Source organism: Sphaerotilus microaerophilus (assembly GCF_023734135.1).
GTDB classification, from domain to species: Bacteria; Pseudomonadota; Gammaproteobacteria; order Burkholderiales; family Burkholderiaceae_C; genus Sphaerotilus; species Sphaerotilus microaerophilus.
In genome coordinates this window covers 993,684-1,010,127 of sequence record NZ_AP025730.1, presented here as the reverse complement: position 1 = coordinate 1,010,127, position 16,444 = coordinate 993,684, and the positions used below count along the sequence as shown (strand labels likewise).

At 73.1% G+C, this 16,444-nt stretch carries 9 protein-coding genes; 6 read left to right on the top strand and 3 right to left on the bottom strand.

What is annotated here, in order from left to right; all coding sequences use genetic code 11:
* Positions 1–6 precede the first annotated feature (6 nt).
* The 3 genes from NGK70_RS04375 to NGK70_RS04365 are packed head-to-tail and all read right to left on the bottom strand — an operon-like array spanning position 7 to position 6,175.
* A complete protein-coding gene (locus tag NGK70_RS04375; protein WP_251972155.1) occupies positions 7–2,049 on the bottom strand; it encodes a preprotein translocase subunit SecA in 2,043 nt (680 codons plus the stop codon).
* An 18-nt stretch (positions 2,050–2,067) separates the two neighbouring features.
* The gene (locus NGK70_RS04370; RefSeq protein WP_251972154.1) at positions 2,068–4,257 is read right to left on the bottom strand and encodes an efflux RND transporter periplasmic adaptor subunit; all 2,190 of its coding nucleotides are present in this window, start codon (positions 4,255–4,257) and stop codon (positions 2,068–2,070) included.
* 31 nt (positions 4,258–4,288) lie between these two features.
* The gene (locus tag NGK70_RS04365) at positions 4,289–6,175 is read right to left on the bottom strand and encodes an efflux RND transporter periplasmic adaptor subunit (protein ID WP_251972153.1); all 1,887 of its coding nucleotides are present in this window, start codon (positions 6,173–6,175) and stop codon (positions 4,289–4,291) included.
* Between the two features lie 446 nt (positions 6,176–6,621).
* Between NGK70_RS04365 and NGK70_RS04360 the strand changes: the two genes are divergently transcribed.
* The 6 genes from NGK70_RS04360 to NGK70_RS04335 are packed head-to-tail and all read left to right on the top strand — an operon-like array spanning position 6,622 to position 16,355.
* On the top strand, positions 6,622–8,658 hold the full coding sequence (locus tag NGK70_RS04360; protein WP_251972152.1) for a TonB-dependent receptor plug domain-containing protein: 2,037 nt from the start codon (positions 6,622–6,624) through the stop codon (positions 8,656–8,658).
* A gap of 8 nt (positions 8,659–8,666) precedes the next feature.
* Complete coding sequence (locus NGK70_RS04355; RefSeq protein WP_251972151.1) at positions 8,667–8,903, top strand: hypothetical protein; 237 nt, start codon at positions 8,667–8,669, stop codon at positions 8,901–8,903.
* Entirely contained in the window at positions 8,900–9,454 is a 555-nt protein-coding gene (locus NGK70_RS04350; RefSeq protein ID WP_251972150.1) for a YfiR family protein, read from the top strand. The genes NGK70_RS04355 and NGK70_RS04350 overlap by 4 nt, the downstream gene beginning before the upstream one ends.
* Positions 9,451–12,333 carry a response regulator gene (locus NGK70_RS04345; protein WP_251972149.1) on the top strand — a complete coding sequence of 961 codons (2,883 nt, stop codon included), beginning with the start codon at positions 9,451–9,453 and terminating at the stop codon, positions 12,331–12,333. Before NGK70_RS04350 ends, NGK70_RS04345 begins: the two co-directional genes overlap by 4 nt.
* Positions 12,330–14,483 (top strand): putative bifunctional diguanylate cyclase/phosphodiesterase, encoded by a 2,154-nt coding sequence (locus NGK70_RS04340; protein ID WP_251972148.1) that lies wholly within the window; start codon positions 12,330–12,332, stop codon positions 14,481–14,483. The genes NGK70_RS04345 and NGK70_RS04340 overlap by 4 nt, the downstream gene beginning before the upstream one ends.
* 33 nt (positions 14,484–14,516) lie before the next feature.
* Positions 14,517–16,355: a putative bifunctional diguanylate cyclase/phosphodiesterase gene (locus tag NGK70_RS04335; protein ID WP_251972147.1), complete on the top strand. Its 1,839-nt coding sequence runs from the start codon at positions 14,517–14,519 to the stop codon at positions 16,353–16,355.
* The last annotated feature ends 89 nt before the right edge of the window (positions 16,356–16,444 follow it).

Below are 16,444 nucleotides of genomic sequence, written 5' to 3'. Positions count from 1 at the left end.
GCTCATTCACTCACTGCGGCCCGCGAAGGCGAGCCGGCGTTCCATCTGTTCGTCGTGGCGGATCAGGCGCTCGCGCTGCATGCGCTGGCGCTGTTCTTCCATGTGCTGCGGCCAGCGCAGCAGCGCGCGCAGCAGCGGCTGCGGCAGGCGCCGGCAGCGCGCGGCCAGCCAGGGGCGCCAGGAGGCGGGCAGGCTGCGTGCGAGCAGCGCGCTGTCCAGCGACAGCCAGGTTTCCACCGAGCCGGGGTCGCCCTGGCGGGCGGCACGGCCGGCGAGCTGGCGGTCGATGCGGCGCGACGCGTTGAGCTGGCAGCTCAGGACGTGCAGGCCGCCAAGCGCCTCGACGCCCTCGCCCAGCGCGATGTCGGTACCGCGCCCGGCCATGTTGGTGGTCACGGTGATGGCGCCGCGCTGGCCGGCGCGCGCCACCACCTCGGCCTCCTGGGCGTCGCAGCGGGCGTGCAGCACCACGTGCGGCAGGCCCGCGCGATGCAGGTGATCGGCCAGGGCCTGGGCCTCGGCCACGGAGTCGGTGGCCACCAGCACCGGGCGGCCGCGCCGGTGCAGCATCAGCACCCGGCGCGCCACCGCCACCCAGAGGCTGGGGTGATCAGGGAAGAGCCGCGTCGGCGCCACGCGCCGCCGGCTGGGCCGGCGCAGCGGCACCGGTCGCACCGACAGGCCGTAGCTCGCCAGCAGCTCGGCCCGCGCATCGCTCAAGGTGCCGGACAGCCCGCCGAGCCGGAAGTAGCGCGGGAAGAAGCGCTGGTACGTGATCTGCGCCACGGTGGCGAAGGCCGGGCTGGGCGCGCAGCCCTCCTTGATCTCGACCAGCTGCTGCAGGCCGTTGGCCCAGGCACGCCCTTCGGCGATGCGGCCGGTGGTCTCGTCGATGAGCTGCACCGTGTCGTCGCGCACGATGTAGTGGCGCTCGCGCTGGTACAGGTGCAGCGCGGCCAGCGCGGTGCACACCGCGTGCTCGCGGTGCAGGCGGTTGCGCCAGGCCGGGCTGAGGTCGGCGTATTCGCTGCGCTCGCCGCTGTCCGCGGACGCGGTGGCGCGTGCCAGCCGGTCGCGTCCGCGCTCGGTGAGCCGGGCGCTCAGCGTGGCCGCATCGAGCTCGCAGTGGGTCCCCACCTCCAGCGCGCGGGCAAAGCGCAGCGCCTGCCGGGCGTGGCGCTCGGCGTCGGCCATGTCCACCGGCTGGGAGAGGATCAGCGGCACGCGCGCCTCGTCGAGCAGGATGGCATCGGCCTCATCGACGATGGCCATGCACAGGCCGCGCAGCACGCGCTCGCCCGGCAGCTCCTCGCCAGCGGCCTGCACGGCAACCTGCCCAGCGGTTTGCCCGCCGGATTGCCCATCCCGCAGGTAGTCGAACACCAGCTCCTTGGCGGTGACGTAGGTGACCTGGCACCGGTAGGCCGCGGCGCGCGCGGGACGCTCGTCGGCCTGCACCACGGTGCCGACCGTCAGGCCCAGGGCGGCGTAGAGCGGGCGCAGGCGCTCGGCGTCGCGCGCCACCAGGTAGTCGTTGGCCGTCACCACATGCACCGGCAGGCCGGCCAGCGCCGCGACGGCGGCGGCCAGCGCCACGGTGAGGGTCTTGCCCTCACCGGTGGCCATCTCGGCCAGGCGCCCGGCCAGCACCGCCCGGGCAGCGATCAGCTGGGTGTCGTAGGGGCGGTGTCCCAGGGTCTGCCGTGCGGCCGCCGACGCGGTGGCCAGCCCCAGCGCCAGGCTGGCGGTGGAGAAGCCTGCGTGGGCCGCCTCGCGGGCGCGCGCGGAGGCGGGTTCGTGGGTGCGTTCCCGCGACAGGCAGGCGCGCAGGGCCTGCAGCGCCGCCTCGTCCAGCGTGGCGGTGGGGGCCGCGGCATGCACCCGGGCGAGGAAGGCCGCGTCGTCGTGCCGGCGCCAGGCGCCCAGGCGGTCCAGCGCTGCGGTCCAGCCGGCCTGGACGCGCTCGCCCAGCTCGCGCGGGCCCGTGCGGCGTTCCGGGTGAGGGCCCCAGACGAGGCCGGGGGCAGGCAGGGTGGCGGTGCGGGCCATGGTGATCAGCCAGCCCGTTCAGGTGGCCGGCGAGACGTGCTGCAGGAACAGCTGCGACGCCCGCCGGTAGAGCTGCCAGGCCAGCGGCGCGCTGCCGTGCTCGAAGCGCACCCAGGCACGCGTGCCCACGCGCTCCACCGCCAGGCCCGGCACGGCGAGGTCGAAGAGGAACACCGGCTGCAGCGCCTGCGTGGCCTGCACACCTTTCGTCGGGTCCTGGCCCGGCTTGGCCGCCGGCTCCACGGCGATGGGGCCGCCGCCGGGTTCGCCCAGCGCTGCGCTGGGCAACTGGCGGGTGGCCGCCGGCACCGCGGAACTCAGCCGCGCGTCCAGCACCTCGCCACCGCCATCGGCCAGGCGGACCTGCACGGCCTGCGCAGCCTGCGTCATCTGGAACTGCTGGCGCACCAGGTGGGCATCCTGTTCGGGCACGGCCGCACGCACGCGCAGGGCGTCGGGCGCCAGCACGTAGCCCAGCGTCGTGCCCTGGCGCAGCCAGCGGCCGCTCTGGTCCGCCTGGCGCGGCAGCACCAGCCGCCCGGCCACCTGGGCACGCAGGGTCAGGCGCGCCAGGCGCTCGTCGGCCCGGGCCAGCTCGGCACGGCTGCGCTCCAGGTCGAGCTGCAGGTTCTGCGCCGCGCCGGGGTCGCGCAGCAGTTGCTGGTAGTGCTCGGCCTGCAGGCCGTCGAGCCGCGCGGCCAGTTGGTCGCGCGCGGCCTGCAGCTCGGGGTTGGACAGGCGCAGCAGCACGTCGCCCGGGCGTACGCTGGCGCCGTCGGCCACCGGCAGCTCGGCGATGAAGCCCTCCACCTCGCTGCGCAGCTGCGCCTGCTCGGGCAGCCAGACCACGCCGGGCGCCAGTGTGTGCTGCGGCAGCGGCACGACGCACAGCGCCAGCAGGCTGCCCACCCCGATCAGGCCCAGGCGCAGGCGCACGCGGGCCAGCTCGGCCCCCGGCGCGGCGGCCTGCAGCGCCTGGCGGGACCAGCCCCGCAGCGGCTGCCACAGCAGCGCCATGGCCGCATAGGCCAGGCCCAGCAGGGCGAAGCCGACCCAGGTCGCCCCCAGCCAGCCGATCAAGGCCAGCGTCAGACCGACCCGCCAGGCCAGCGCCAGCGGTGCGTAGGCGATCAGCCACTTGCGCTCACTGGCCGCATGCGGCGGCAGCGGCCCGGCCACGCCGAGCAGCCGCGCGCCGAGCCGGCGGCTCCACCAGGCGTTGCTGCGCGCACCCAGGTTCGCCAGGTCGAACAGGTCGCCCATCAGGTGGTAGCCGTCGAAGCGCAGCAGCGGGTTGCCGTTGAACAGCAGCGTGGAGGTGACGCCGATCAGCATCACCGCCAGCGCGGCGTCGTGCACCCGGCCCGGCTGGGTCAGGGTCCACGCGCCCAGCGCCAGCGCCGCCAGCGCCAGCTCGACCAGGATGCCCGCGGCACTCACCAGGGCGCGCTGGTGGCGCTGCGTGAACGCCGCCGCGGCCGAGGCGTCCACGTAGGGCGCTGGGGTGAGCAGGATCAGCCCGAGGCCGATCTCATGCACCTCGCCGCCCCAGCGCCGCACCGCCAGGGCATGGCCGAGCTCATGCACCGTCTTGAGCAGCGGGTAGAGGATCCAGAGCAGGAACAGGAAGCCCGGGCTGCCCAGGCGTTGGCGGGCATGGGCCTGCAGCGCCGGCCACTCCGTGAGCATGACCAGCAGCGCCAGCAGCAGCCCCAGGCCGAGCAGCCAGCCGGCCGCGGGGCTGAACAGGCGCTGCGCCAGCGGGTCCAGCCGCGGCAGCCAGGCCGACGGGTCGGCCAGCGGCAGCCGGAACGACAGCGGGTTGAGCAGGCTGCGGCGGCGCTTGGCGCGGCGCTCGTCACGCCGCTGGCGCAGCGCCGCGGCATTGCCGGCACGTTCGGACTGCAGCAGCTCCAGCTCGTCGAGCTCGCCCAGCAGCGCGAGCACCTCGTCCTGGGTCGGCGCATCGTCGGGCCGGCCTTCGAGCAGGGTGTTCCAGACGTCCTGCACCGTGCGCTGGCCATCGCAGCGGCCGATGAACTGGTAGGCCGCGTCGCTGAGCCGGTGCTGCCGGCCGGTGGCGTAGTCGGACAGCAGGTACCAGCGCTCGCCCCGCCAGTGCTGGCGTTGCACACGCACCTGCGCACGCAGGCGTGGGCGCAACCGGGCGATGCGGTACCACTGGGCGCTGTAGAGGGTGGCGGTCATGGCGAGAGTCAGCGGGCTGGGTGCGCCCCGCTCAGGGCAGCCAGGACCAACTGGCCAGGCGGGCCCAGTCGATGAGGCGGTGGGTGGCGATCCAGGCCAGCGAGTGCGAGCCGGCGTCGATCTTGGCCACGCCCTGCAAGCCGGGGCGCAGCGTCGCCGCCCCCTCGCCCAGGCGCGCCTCGACCTCGAAGGCATTGCGCCCTTCGCGCACCGTCGCCACCGGCGTGACGCGCTCCACCACCAGCGCCAGCGTGTCGGTGGGCAGGGAAGACAGTGCCAGCCGGCCGGTCTGACCCGGCCGCACCGCGGCGATGTCGCGCTCATCCACCTCGATGACCAGGCGGTGCTGCCCGACCGGGGACAGCGTCAGCAGCGCGTCGCCACGCTGCACCGGCGCGCCCAGCGACTGGCTGAGATCACCCTGGATGACCACGCCGTCGATCGGGGCGACCAGCCTGGTGCGCTCCAGGTGCTGGCGCGCCAGCTCCAGCTGGGCACGCGCCTCGTCGGCCTTGCCGCGGCTGATGACGAACTGCGCCCGGTCGTCGCGCGCCAGCGCAGCGGCCACGCCGTTCTCGTGCTGCGCCAGGGCACTCTCCCACTTGCGGGCTTCGAGCTTCAGGTCCTGGTCGGCCAGCTCGGCCACCACGTCGCCGGCCTTCACCGTGTCGCCCGGGCGCACCGTGCTGCGGTGCAGAAAGCCGTCAAAGGGTGCCGCCACCACGCGCTGCACTGCGCCCTCCAGGTGCGCCGGTGCCCCCACACGGTAGTGCACGGGGATGAAGGTGACGCCCGCGACCGCGGCCGCACAGGCGGCGGCGATCAGCTTGGGCAGGGGATCGTTGCGCTGGCGCAGGCGGCTGGGCAGGCGGTCCAGCGCCAGCATCAGGCGGTCACGCCAGGGGCGGTCGGCTCGGCGGCGCAGCCACACCAGCGGTGCGATGGCCGCGGCCAGCCGCTCGCAGGCCCGCACCTGCGGCCCCACCGGCACGGCCCCGCCCGCCCATTCGACCAGCAGCGCCCCCACGATGCGCCCACCATGCGCCAGCGGCACACTGACCAGGCCATGGCCGGCCTGCTGGTGCAGGCGCGCATGCGCCAGGATGATGCGCGGCACCTCGGTGCTCAGCGCTGGATACGCGACCCGCTCGCCCTGGTCGGCACACTCCTGCATCACCTGGATGATCTGTTGCACCAGCGCCAGCTCGGGGCGGAACTCCGCACTGTGCGACACCGCCACCAACTCCATGCCGGATCGGCGCTGAGCCGCCAGGCTGACGCGCTCGGCCCCCAGGCGGGCGGCCAGCTCGGTGGTGAAGGCCAGCGCCCCCTCGGCCAGGTCGGTGCCACCCAGCAGCAGGGCCTGGTAGTGCAGCAGCCGCTCCGTGGCGGCATTGGCCGAGTCGGGCACGGCCAAGTCCAGCGGCGCGCCCAGGCGCAGCTCGGTGCAGGCCTGGCCCAGCTCACGCAGCAGCCGCTCCACCGCCGTCGGGTCTTCGACACGCACCGCCAGGGCCACGGCCCCCAGCGGCGGTCGGTCGGCACCAGCGCCATTTTCCGCGCCCTTTTCCGTGCCCACTCCCGAGCCCCCCGGGGCGGTCGCCTTGATCGGCAGCGCCAGCACGCGGTTGTGGCTCGCGCCCACCAGCCGCACCGTCGGCACCACCACCACCGGTCGGCCACGCTGCACGGCCGCGCGTGCCGCGTTCAGCAGCGGCGGCGTCAGCGCCCCACCCGCGGGCCACTCGGCAGCCGGCTGGAGCGACTGCGCCTCGCCACCGGCCAGCACGACGACCCCGGCGCACACCTCGCTGCCGCTCTGGCAGTGCTGCTGGAGCCAGCGCTGCAGGCCCGGCTGCAACAGGCGTGCTGGTGCTGGCTGGGCATCGGTGGCCGACGAGGAGGGCTGGATGGACATGGCTTGGGGAGAAGGAACAGGGCGCGGACGACCCGATCCCGTCGGGCAGAGGACTGTCGACGGGACCCTTGGCGCACGGGCAAACAGACACCAGCGTAGCCACGCCCCGACACCGACAGGGCCGGAAGACGCGGCGAATCACGGTGCATATCGCCACGCAGCGCCACACAGCCATATCGGCCGCCGACCGGCGGACTGCACCGCCGGTGCCGGCGGCGCGACTGCGGGCGTGACGGCTGCAACACGGGCCCAACCCACACGGCGCCCACCCCTGCCTGGCCGGTCAAGCTGGCCAGCGCCCAGCCGACAACCCGAAATACCGGCGCCAAGGCCCCTTCATCGGGGCGCTGCTGCCGGGTGATGCGAACTACCTTCGTGACGCGTCTGGCCGCCCACGGCCGGCGACGCCGCACGAGCGCAGCGTGCCCCACCTTGACCTCCTTGCCATGAACGATCCGCGCCCGACGCCCCGCTGCCCCGCTGCCCCGCTGCGCCACCCCGTTGCGCGCTGCCTGCTGGCCTGCCTGGCCACGCTGGGCAGCCAGATGGCAACCCAGGCGGCCCACGCGGTCACACGGCCCGGTGAGGGCGACCTCACCGCGATGAGCCTGGAACAGCTGGTCAACATCCAGGTCGTCGGCGCCTCCAAGTACGAGCAGAAGCAGAACGAGGTGCCTGCGGCGGTGAGCGTGATCACCCAGGCCGAGATCCAGGCCCACGGCTGGCGCACGCTGGATGAGGCGTTGGCCAGCCTGCCGGGCATCTATGCCACCTACGACCGCCAGTACCTCTACCTGGGCACGCGCGGCTTCGGCATCCCCGGGGACTACAACACCCGCGTGCTGCTGACCCTCAACGGCAACCGCGTCAACGACCCGACCTACGACTCGGGCCCGTTCGGGCGTCACTTCCCGATCGACCTGGCGCTGATCGAGCGCATCGAGTTCATGCCCGGCCCGGGCGGGGCGGTGTACGGGCAGAACGCCATGTTCGGCGTGGTCAACGTGATCACCCGCGACGGCGCCGACCTGGGCGGTGCCGAAGCGTCGCTGGCCCGGCAGGGCCGGCAGCGCAGCAGTGAGGCGCGGCTGAGCTGGGGCCGGCAGCTCGACAGCGGCTGGGACGTGCTGCTGTCGGCTTCGGGCCTACGCGGGCGCGGCGAGAACCACACGCTCAGCTACGGCGAGTCCGGCGCGCAGGGCGAGGCCACGGGGCAGGACGGCGAGCGCGACCGCGAGTGGTTCGCGCGCATCGGCCGCGGCAGCTGGTCGCTTGAGCACGCCGAGGGCCGCCGCCGCAAGGACGACCCCACCGGCGCCTACCGGTCCGACCCGCTGGTGCGCGGCCAGTACCAGGGCGACCGCTACTCGCTCACCCAACTGCAGTACGACGGCCGCTGGGACGACGACCGCTGGCAGTGCTCCGCCCGGTTGTTCCACGGCCGCGAAGGCTACGACAGCCGGCTGAGCTACGACGGCGGCTGGTTCACCTTTCCCGCCAGCAGCCGCTGGCACGGCGCCGAGCTGCGCCTGGTCTCGCAGGCCTGGGCCGGCCACAAGCTGATGCTGGGCTGGGAGGGCCAGGCCAACCGGCGGCAGGAGCAGCACATCCAGGACCTCACCGATCCGGCCAACGACATCGTGATCCGCCGCGAGGGTTTCCGTGTCGGGCTGTACGCCCAGGACGAATGGCGCCTGGGCGACACGCTCACCGCCACCCTGGGCCTGCGGCTGGACCGCAACAACAGCACCGGCAGCCACCGCAACCCACGCGCGGCGCTGATCTGGCAGGCCGACCCCGCGACCACGCTGAAGGCGCTGTACGGCCGCGCGCACCGCGCCCCCAATGCCTACGAGCGCGACTACGACGACGGCTTCGCACAGGTCGGCAACCCCGGCCTGAAGGGCGAGAGCATTGTGACCACGGAGCTGGTGGCCGACCACCGCGCCGGCAGTGACTTGGGCCTGCGCGCCTCGCTTTACCACTGGGAGATGAGCAACCTCGTGACGCTGGGCACCATCGACCCCACCAGCGGTGTGACGCAGTACCAGTCGGGGCCGCGCGTGCGTGCGCAGGGGCTGGAACTGTCGGCCGACCGCACCTGGACAGGCGGCGCCCGCCTGCGCGGCAGCCTGGCGTACCAGGGCGCGTACCAGACCGGCGGCAGCCGCCTGGTGAACTCGCCGCGACTGCTGGGCAAGCTCAACGCCAGCGTGCCGCTGCCCGCCTGGGGCCTGCACGCCGGCCTGGGCTGGCGCCACGACGGTGCCCGCCAGAGCCTGGACGGCACCCGCCTGGGCGGCCACAGCGTCATCGACCTGAACCTGCTGGCGCGCTCGCTGCTGCCCGCCACCGACGTGACCTTCACCCTGCGCAACGCGCTGGACAGGCGCTACCAGCACCCCGGTGCCGACACCAGCTGGCAGAACGCCCTCGCGCAGGACGGTCGCAGCCTGCGCATCGAACTGAGCACCCGCTTCTGAGACCGCCGATGCCCCCCACCACCGATCAGGCGCAACGCCGACACCCGTGCTGCCTTGGCGCCCTGGCGCTGGGCCTGGGCCTGCTGCTGCCCATCGGCGCCTACCCCCACCCTCACCCCTGCACCCTCAACGAGCTGCTGAGCTGGCCGCTGGAACGGCTGCTGCAGGCGCAGGTCTCGCCCGGGTCGCAGCCAGGCACACGCTCGGCGGCCCCCATGCCGGCACGCCAGGAGGTGCCGCGATGACCCTCCACGCCAGGCAGAAACCGGGCGGCGGATCGCCCCGCGTCCTTCGGATCCTCGCGGCCGTCACCGTCCTGCTGGCGGGGGCCAACGCGTTGGCCCAGGAGGTGCCGGAGTACCGCCTCAAGGCCGCCTTCCTCTACAACTTCGCGCTGTACACCGAGTGGCCCACCGAGGTCGGCAACACCCTGCAGCTGTGCCTGGCCGGCGCAGACCCCTTTGGCCGCGAGATCGACGGCCTGCAGGGCCGGCCGGTCGGGCAGCGCAGCCTGGCCGTCTCCCGTCGCGCCCAGGGCGAAGCCTGGACCGGCTGCCAGATCGTCTTCGTCACGGCCCCCGGCACGACCCAGGCCATCCGCGCCCTCGACGCGGCCCGCGGCCAGCCGATGCTCACCGTGGCCGACACACCGGGAGCGCTGCGCCACGGCGTGATGCTGAACATGAACCTGGCCGGCGGCAAGGTGAGCTTCGAGGCCCACCAGGGCGCCGCGCGCGCGGCGCGGCTCACGCTGAGCGCGCGCCTGCTGCGCCTGGCCACGGAAGTGCTGCCATGACGGCCACACCGCCGCTGGGCACCCCCGCACTGCCGCTGGGCGACCGGCTCAACCGCGTCAACCGCAAGGCCCTGGGCACAGCGGTGGGCATCGTCGCGACACTGATCGTGGTCAGCAACTTCGTGCTCGGGGTTCTTGGCCTGATCGACAGCAGCCGCGCCCAGGCCGCGGTGCTGGCCGACAACGTCGCCGCGTCGCTGATGTTCGAGGACCCCACGTCGGCCAGTGACGTGCTGGGCTCGCTGCAGCATGCCTCCGACCTGCACATGGCGGCGCTATACACCCCCGCGGGCCGTCTGTTCGCGTCCTACCGGCACAGCGAGCATGAATCGCCACCGCAGGAGGACTCGCTGCGCCAGCCCACCAGCGTGGAGGCGCGCCACGTCTGGCTGCGCCAGAGCGTGCCGCTGAAGCAGGGGCGCGCGCCCGGCCACCTGCTCATCGGCATCGACCTGGGCGGGCTGTACCGCATCACGGCGCTGCAACTCGCTTCCACGCTGGCCGCAGTGCTGCTGGCGCTGGGCACCAGCGAGCGGCTGCTCAAGCGCATCCACCCAGCGGTGCTGCAACCGCTGGCGGAGCTCACCGGCCTGATGGAGCGGGTGTCCAGCGACGGCAACTACGCCCTGAGCGCCCGCGAGACCGGCCCGATCACCGAGCTGAATACGCTGGCCGCCATGCTGGCGCAGATCCGCGAGCGCGACACCGCGTTGGCGGCTCAGCGCGACCAGCTGGAGATGGAGGTGGTACGCCGCACTGCCCAGCTCCAGGTCGCCAAGGAAGCCGCCGAAGCGGCCAGCCAGGCCAAGAGCGAGTTCCTGGCCACCATGAGCCACGAGATCCGCACCCCGATGAACGGTGTGCTGGGCATGAACGAGCTGCTCATCGACAGCGACCTGCAGCCGCAGCAGCGCGAATGGGCCGAGGCGGTGCAGACCTCGGGCCGGCACCTGCTGAGCGTGCTCAACGACATCCTGGACTTCTCCAAGATCGAGTCCGGCCGGATGGTGCTGGAGGAGGAGGACTTCGACCTCGCCGACGTGATCGAGGAGGCACTGGCCATGTTTGCCCGCCCGGCCGAGGACAAGGGCCTGGAGCTGGCTGCCCGGCTGCTGCCTGCCCTGGGAGCCGGCCCGGGCGCCGCAGCCCAGCCCATGGCGCTGCGCGGCGACCCCTTCCGCCTGCGCCAGGTACTGGCCAATCTGATCGGCAACGCCATCAAGTTCACCGACCACGGCGAGGTGGTGGTAGGCATCGACCGCCTGGGCTGCGACGAGCGACGCTGCCGACTGCGCCTGTCGGTGCGCGACACCGGCATCGGCATCGCGGCGCAGATGCACGAGCGCATCTTCGAGCACTTCGCCCAGGTGGATGGCAGCACCACGCGGCGATTCGGTGGCACCGGCCTGGGGCTGGCGATCTGCCGTCGCCTGATCGGCCTGATGGGCGGGCACATTCGCGTCGAGAGCCAGCCCGGCCGGGGTGCCCACTTCATCATCGAGCTTGACCTGCCGCGCGCCACGCAGGCGCTGCCACGGGCCCTGCCGGATGCAGCACTGGCCGGCCTGCGCGTGCTGGTGGTGGACGACAACCACACCAACCGCGAGATCCTGCTCAGCCAGCTGCAGGCCTGGCGGATGGCGGTGACCTGTGCCGCGGACGGCACCGAGGCCCTGCGCCTGCTGGACAGCGCCCAGCGCAACGGCGCCCCCTTCCAGGCGGCGATCCTGGACATGCACATGCCGCACATGGACGGCCTGCAACTCGCCCGGCGCATCCACGCCCAGGCGGCCCTGCGGGAGCTGCCGATGCTGATGCTCAGCTCCACCTTCGCCAGCACGGACCCGCGCTCGCGCGAGCGCAGCGGCATCCGGCGCTTCCTGAACAAACCGGTGCGGCGCGCCGACCTGCTGCGCGCCGTCACCTCCGTCCTGGCGGGCACGGCCGCTCAGCCACCTTCGGCCCTGCCCGATGCCTCGCTGCCCGCCGGCGGCACGTCCAAGGCGAGGACACCACCGCTGCGCGGCCGGGTACTGCTGGTGGAGGACAACGCCGTGAACCGCACCCTGGCCCAGGCCATGCTGCGCAAGCTCGGCCTGGAGACGCTCTCGGCCGAGCACGGTGCCAGGGCGCTGGAGATGCTGCAGCAGCAAGAGGCCGGCCAGGGCATTGACCTGGTCCTGATGGACTGCCAGATGCCGGTGATGGACGGCTACGAAGCCACCGCCGCGATCCGCAGCTTGCCCGACGCGGTGCTCGCCGCGCTGCCCGTGGTGGCCCTGACGGCCAACGCCATGCCGAGCGACGAGCAGAAGTGCCTTGACGCGGGGATGGACGCCTTCCTCGCCAAGCCCTACACGCTGCGCGAGCTGCGCACCGTGATGGCGCCCTGGCTGCAGCGCGCGGCACCTTCGCCAACCGAACCCCCGTCGGCTGCGGCGCCCCAGGCTGAGACAGCTCCAGCCGCGCCGCCAGCCCCTCCGCAACCACGGGACGACATCCCGGACCCGGCGGACGAGGGCGACCCGGCGATCCACCCAGCCGCGCTCGCCACGCTGCGCGAGCTCGACGACAGCGGAACCGATGCCCTGGTGCGGGAGCTGTTGGGCACCTGGCTGCACGACGCAGGCCTGGGCCTGGCACAGGTCGACGGCGCCCTGGCCAGCGGTGACGCCGCGGCGCTAGCCCGCGCCGCGCACGCGCTCAAGTCGAGCTCGGCCAACGTCGGTGCGCAGGCCCTGTCGGCCTGCTGGCGCGAACTGGAGCGCTGCGGCCGCGAGAACCGCATGGGCGACGCCCGCGCATCGATCGAGCAGACCCGCCGGGAACACATCCGCGCCGCCGACGCCCTGCAGCAGATCCTGGAACAGATCCCATGAGCGATGACACCCCGACCCGCGTGCTGGTGGTCGACGACGAGTCCACCGCCCGCCTGCTGATGCGTGCGGCCCTGCGCAAGGCCGGCTTCGAAGTGCACCTGGCCGCCGATGGCGAGGAAGCGCTGCGTCGTTTTGCCGAGGCGCCCTGCGACATGGTCATGCTCGACGTGGACATGCCAGGCCTGAGCGGTTTCGACATCTGCGCCGTCCTGCGCGCCCAAGCCGGCGAGCACCTGCCCATCGTGATGGTCACCGGCATGGACGATGTCGAGTCGGTCGAGCAGGCCTATCACTCGGGCGCCACCGACTTCATCGCCAAACCGATCAACTGGGCCCTGCTGGGCCACCGCGTGCGCTACCTCTGGCGCGCCCATGAAACGTCGCGGGCGCTGCACCGGGCCGAAGCCCGCCATGCCGCGATCCTGGCGGCCATCCCCGACCTGCTGTTCGAGGTCGACCTGGACGGCCGCATTCACGACCACCATTCTCCGCGCCGCGACCTCCTTGCTGCGCCGGCACAGGCGTTCATCGGCAAGCTGGTGACCGAGATCCTGCCCCCCAAGGCGGCCGAGGTCTGCCTGCAGGCGCTGCAGTCGGCCGACCAGGATGGCAGCTCCACGGGACGGCAGTACGAGCTGGATCTGCCCACCGGGCCGCACTGGTTTGAGCTGTCGGTGGCACGCAGGGCCGTCGAGCCTGGTCAGCCGACGCGCTTCGTCGCGCTGGCGCGCGACATCACCGAGCGCAAGCAGGCCGAGGCCCATGTGACCAGCCTCGCCTACTTTGACAGCCTGACGGGCCTGCCCAACCGCCGCGCCTTCCTGGAAGGTCTGGGCCGCGAGGTCGCGCGCTCGGCACGCAGCGGCAGCAAGCTCGCGGTACTGTTCATGGATCTGGATGGCTTCAAGGGCATCAACGACACGCTCGGGCACGACGCTGGCGACGAGATCCTGCGGGCTGCCGCAGAGCGCATGCGCGCGAGCGTGCGGCCGTCCGACTGGGTGACGCGACGCGCCGAGCCCGGCGCCAGCGACACAGCGATCGAGCTCGCCCGGCTGGGCGGTGATGAGTTCACCGCGATGATCCTGGACCTATCGCGCACCGAGGACGCCCTCGCCGTGGCGCAGCGCATCCAGGCAGAGATGCGCCTGCCCTTCACCGTGGCGGGCCGCGAACTGAGCCTGAGCACCAGCATCGGCATTGCGGTGTGCCCGGACGATGCCGGCGACCCGGCCGCCCTGCTCAAGCACGCCGACGCGGCGATGTACCACGCCAAGAAATCCGGCCGCGACAACGTCCAGTTCTACCGCTCCGAACTCACCGACGACCTGCTGCATCGGCTCGACATCGAAGCCTCGCTACGCCATTCGCTCGAACGCCGCGAGTTCGAGCTGCGCTACCAGCCGCGCATCCAGGCGGCCGACGCGGTCATGGACGCGGTCCGGGTGCAGCTGTGCTGGAACCACCCGGTGCATGGCCAGGCCGAGCCGGCGAGCTCCCTGGCCATTGCCGAGGACAAGGGCCTGATGGGTCCGATCGGTGCCTGGGTGCTGCGCCAGGCCTGTGACGATCTGCAGGCCTGGCGGCAAGCGGGCACCCCGGCCGCTGGCCTGGCAATCCCGCTGACGCCGTCACAACTGAAGACCGCGGCGCTGGCCAGCGCCACCCGGGAGACGCTGGCGAACACCGGCCTGCCGCCCCCGGCGCTCGAATTCGAGATCAGCGAAGGCCACCTTGCCGCCGCGGGCGACTCGGCGCTGGCCACGCTACAGGCGCTGCACGAGCTGGGCTGCCCGGTCACGCTGACCGGCTTCGGCTCCGGTGGCCTGTCCATCGCCCGGCTGCGCGAGCTGCCGATCAGCGCACTGGCGCTGGACCCGGCACTGGCACGCACCGCCGTGGCGGATGGCACGGCCCGCGCCATCGTCCAGGCCGTCGTCGCGATGGCCCGCACCCTTGGACTGCCCCTGCGCGCCGACGGCCTGCAAACCATCGAACAGGCCCGCACCCTGCGCGCCCTCGGCTGCGTCACGCTGCAGGGCCGCTACATCGGGCAGCGCCTGCTTGCCAGCGAGGTGACCGCCACCATGCGGCGACGCCTTCCCCATTGGAACGCAGTGGCCGTGCACGACCAGATCGCTGTCGTCTGACGCCGCCTTCGCCCCGTGACCGTCGCCCCCAACATGACCCCGCCCTCCGTCCCCTGCGCCGGCCAAGCCGCATCGACCGGCCACCGTCCTGGCAGCCGCATCGTCGTAGCCGACGACGAGCCGCTGGCAGCCGCCGAGCTGGTGGAGCTGCTGCATTCGCTCGGTTACGGCCAGGTCACGGCACTGGATGTGAACGAAGGCCGTAGCGCAGAAATCGTGCTGACCGCGCTGCGCAACGAGCGCCCGGACCTGGTGCTGCTGGAGCTGACCCCCCATTCGCCCGCCGCCCTGGCGCTGCTGGCCGCCATGCAGGCGGACCGCCTGCTGCGCCAGGTGCCGGTGATCGCCACCCAGGCCGAGGACCTGCCGGCCGACCGCCTGCGCGCGCTGCAGCTGCAGGCGGCCGACGTGCTGCCCAAGCCGCTGGAGCCCGCCGAGTTCGCGCTGCGCCTGCGCAACGTGCTGCGGCTCAAGGACCGGCACGACCAGCTGGCCTTCACCGACGGCTCGACCGGGCTGCCCAACCGGGAGTGGTCGCTGCGCCGCCTCGACGAGGCCATCCGGGCCAGCCGCCGCCACGGCCACACCGGCGCGGTGCTGCAGGTGGGCCTGGACCGCTTCAAGCCCGTCATCGACGCACTGGGCATCACGCTGGGTGACGAGCTGCTGCGCGAGGTCGGCCTGCGGCTGAGCACCTGCGTGCGCGACACCGACCTGGTCAGCCACGAGGCCCTCGGCGACAGCGCCGACGCGCAGCGGGCCGAGTCCGACCCATCCGCCCAGGTGGCGCGTGGCGATAGCGACGAGTTCACCGTCCTGCTGCCCCAGATCGTCCGCCCCGACCACGCCAGCGTGGTGGCCCAGCGCATCGCCGAGGCCATGCGCGCACCGCTGCAGGTGGCGGGCCACGAGGTATTCCTTTCATGCCGGGTGGGCATCGCCGTCTTTCCCGGCGACGGGCTGGACAAGGACACGGTGCTGGAGCGCGCCATCCTGGCGATGCGCCACGGCCAGGCCGACGCCTCGCCGGCGGCCAACCCGGTGCGCTTCTACTCGCAGGCGCTGCACGGGCGCTTCACCAGCCGGCTGGCGGTGGAGCGCGAGCTGCACCACGCCCTGGAGCGCGGCGAACTCCAGCTGCTCTACCAGCCCAAGGTGGACATCGCCCACGGCCGCCTCTGCGGCGCCGAGGCCCTGGTGCGCTGGCAGCACCCGCTGCGCGGGCGGCTCGGCCCGGCCGCCTTCATCGAGGTGGCCGAGGAGACCGGCCTGATCGTGCCCCTGGGGGCCTGGGTGCTGCGCGAGGCGATCCGCCAGATGGCCGCCTGGCGCCGCCTGGGCCTGCCGCCACTGCCGGTGGCGGTGAACGTCTCCAGCTATCAGCTGCGCCGCCCCGGGCTGGCCGACACCGTGCGCGACAACCTGCGCGAGACCGGCGTGGACGGATCGCAGCTCTGCCTGGAGCTGACCGAGTCGGCCATCATGGACACCGGCTCCAGCGCGGCCGACACGCTGGCGGCGGTCAAGCAGCTGGGCGTGCACCTGGCGCTGGACGACTTCGGCACCGGCTATTCCTCGTTGAGCTACCTGCGCCGCTTCCCGCTCGACGAGCTGAAGATCGACCGCAGCTTCGTCGCCGAGTGCGCGTCGGGCACCGGCAGCGCCGCGGTGATCACCCGCGCCATCATCGCGATGGCGCATGGCCTGGGCCTGCGTGTGGTGGCCGAAGGCATCGAGACCGAGCAGCAGCTCGACTTCCTGCGCCGCCAGCACTGCGACCAATACCAGGGTTTCCTGTACTCCCCCCCGGTGGCTGCCGCCGAGATCGAGGAGATGCTGCACCGCAGCAACAGCATCGCCGCGGCCGCCTGAGCCGACCCGCCTGGCAGAGCCACGTCAGCAGGCTCGGCGCACAATGGAGGGCAGGGCGGCACCGGTCTGGCCGGGCCGCATCGCCATCT

What these genes read in the sequence shown, in the direction of transcription:
- NGK70_RS04375 (WP_251972155.1), bottom strand. Translation starts at nt 2,049, where the DNA reads ATGGCCCGCACCGCCACCCTGCCTGCCCCCGGCCTCGTCTGGGGCCCT.
- NGK70_RS04370 (WP_251972154.1), bottom strand. Translation starts at nt 4,257, where the DNA reads ATGACCGCCACCCTCTACAGCGCCCAGTGGTACCGCATCGCCCGGTTG.
- NGK70_RS04365 (WP_251972153.1), bottom strand. Translation starts at nt 6,175, where the DNA reads ATGTCCATCCAGCCCTCCTCGTCGGCCACCGATGCCCAGCCAGCACCA.
- NGK70_RS04360 (WP_251972152.1), top strand. Translation starts at nt 6,622, where the DNA reads ATGAACGATCCGCGCCCGACGCCCCGCTGCCCCGCTGCCCCGCTGCGC.
- NGK70_RS04355 (WP_251972151.1), top strand. Translation starts at nt 8,667, where the DNA reads ATGCCCCCCACCACCGATCAGGCGCAACGCCGACACCCGTGCTGCCTT.
- NGK70_RS04350 (WP_251972150.1), top strand. Translation starts at nt 8,900, where the DNA reads ATGACCCTCCACGCCAGGCAGAAACCGGGCGGCGGATCGCCCCGCGTC.
- NGK70_RS04345 (WP_251972149.1), top strand. Translation starts at nt 9,451, where the DNA reads ATGACGGCCACACCGCCGCTGGGCACCCCCGCACTGCCGCTGGGCGAC.
- NGK70_RS04340 (WP_251972148.1), top strand. Translation starts at nt 12,330, where the DNA reads ATGAGCGATGACACCCCGACCCGCGTGCTGGTGGTCGACGACGAGTCC.
- NGK70_RS04335 (WP_251972147.1), top strand. Translation starts at nt 14,517, where the DNA reads ATGACCCCGCCCTCCGTCCCCTGCGCCGGCCAAGCCGCATCGACCGGC.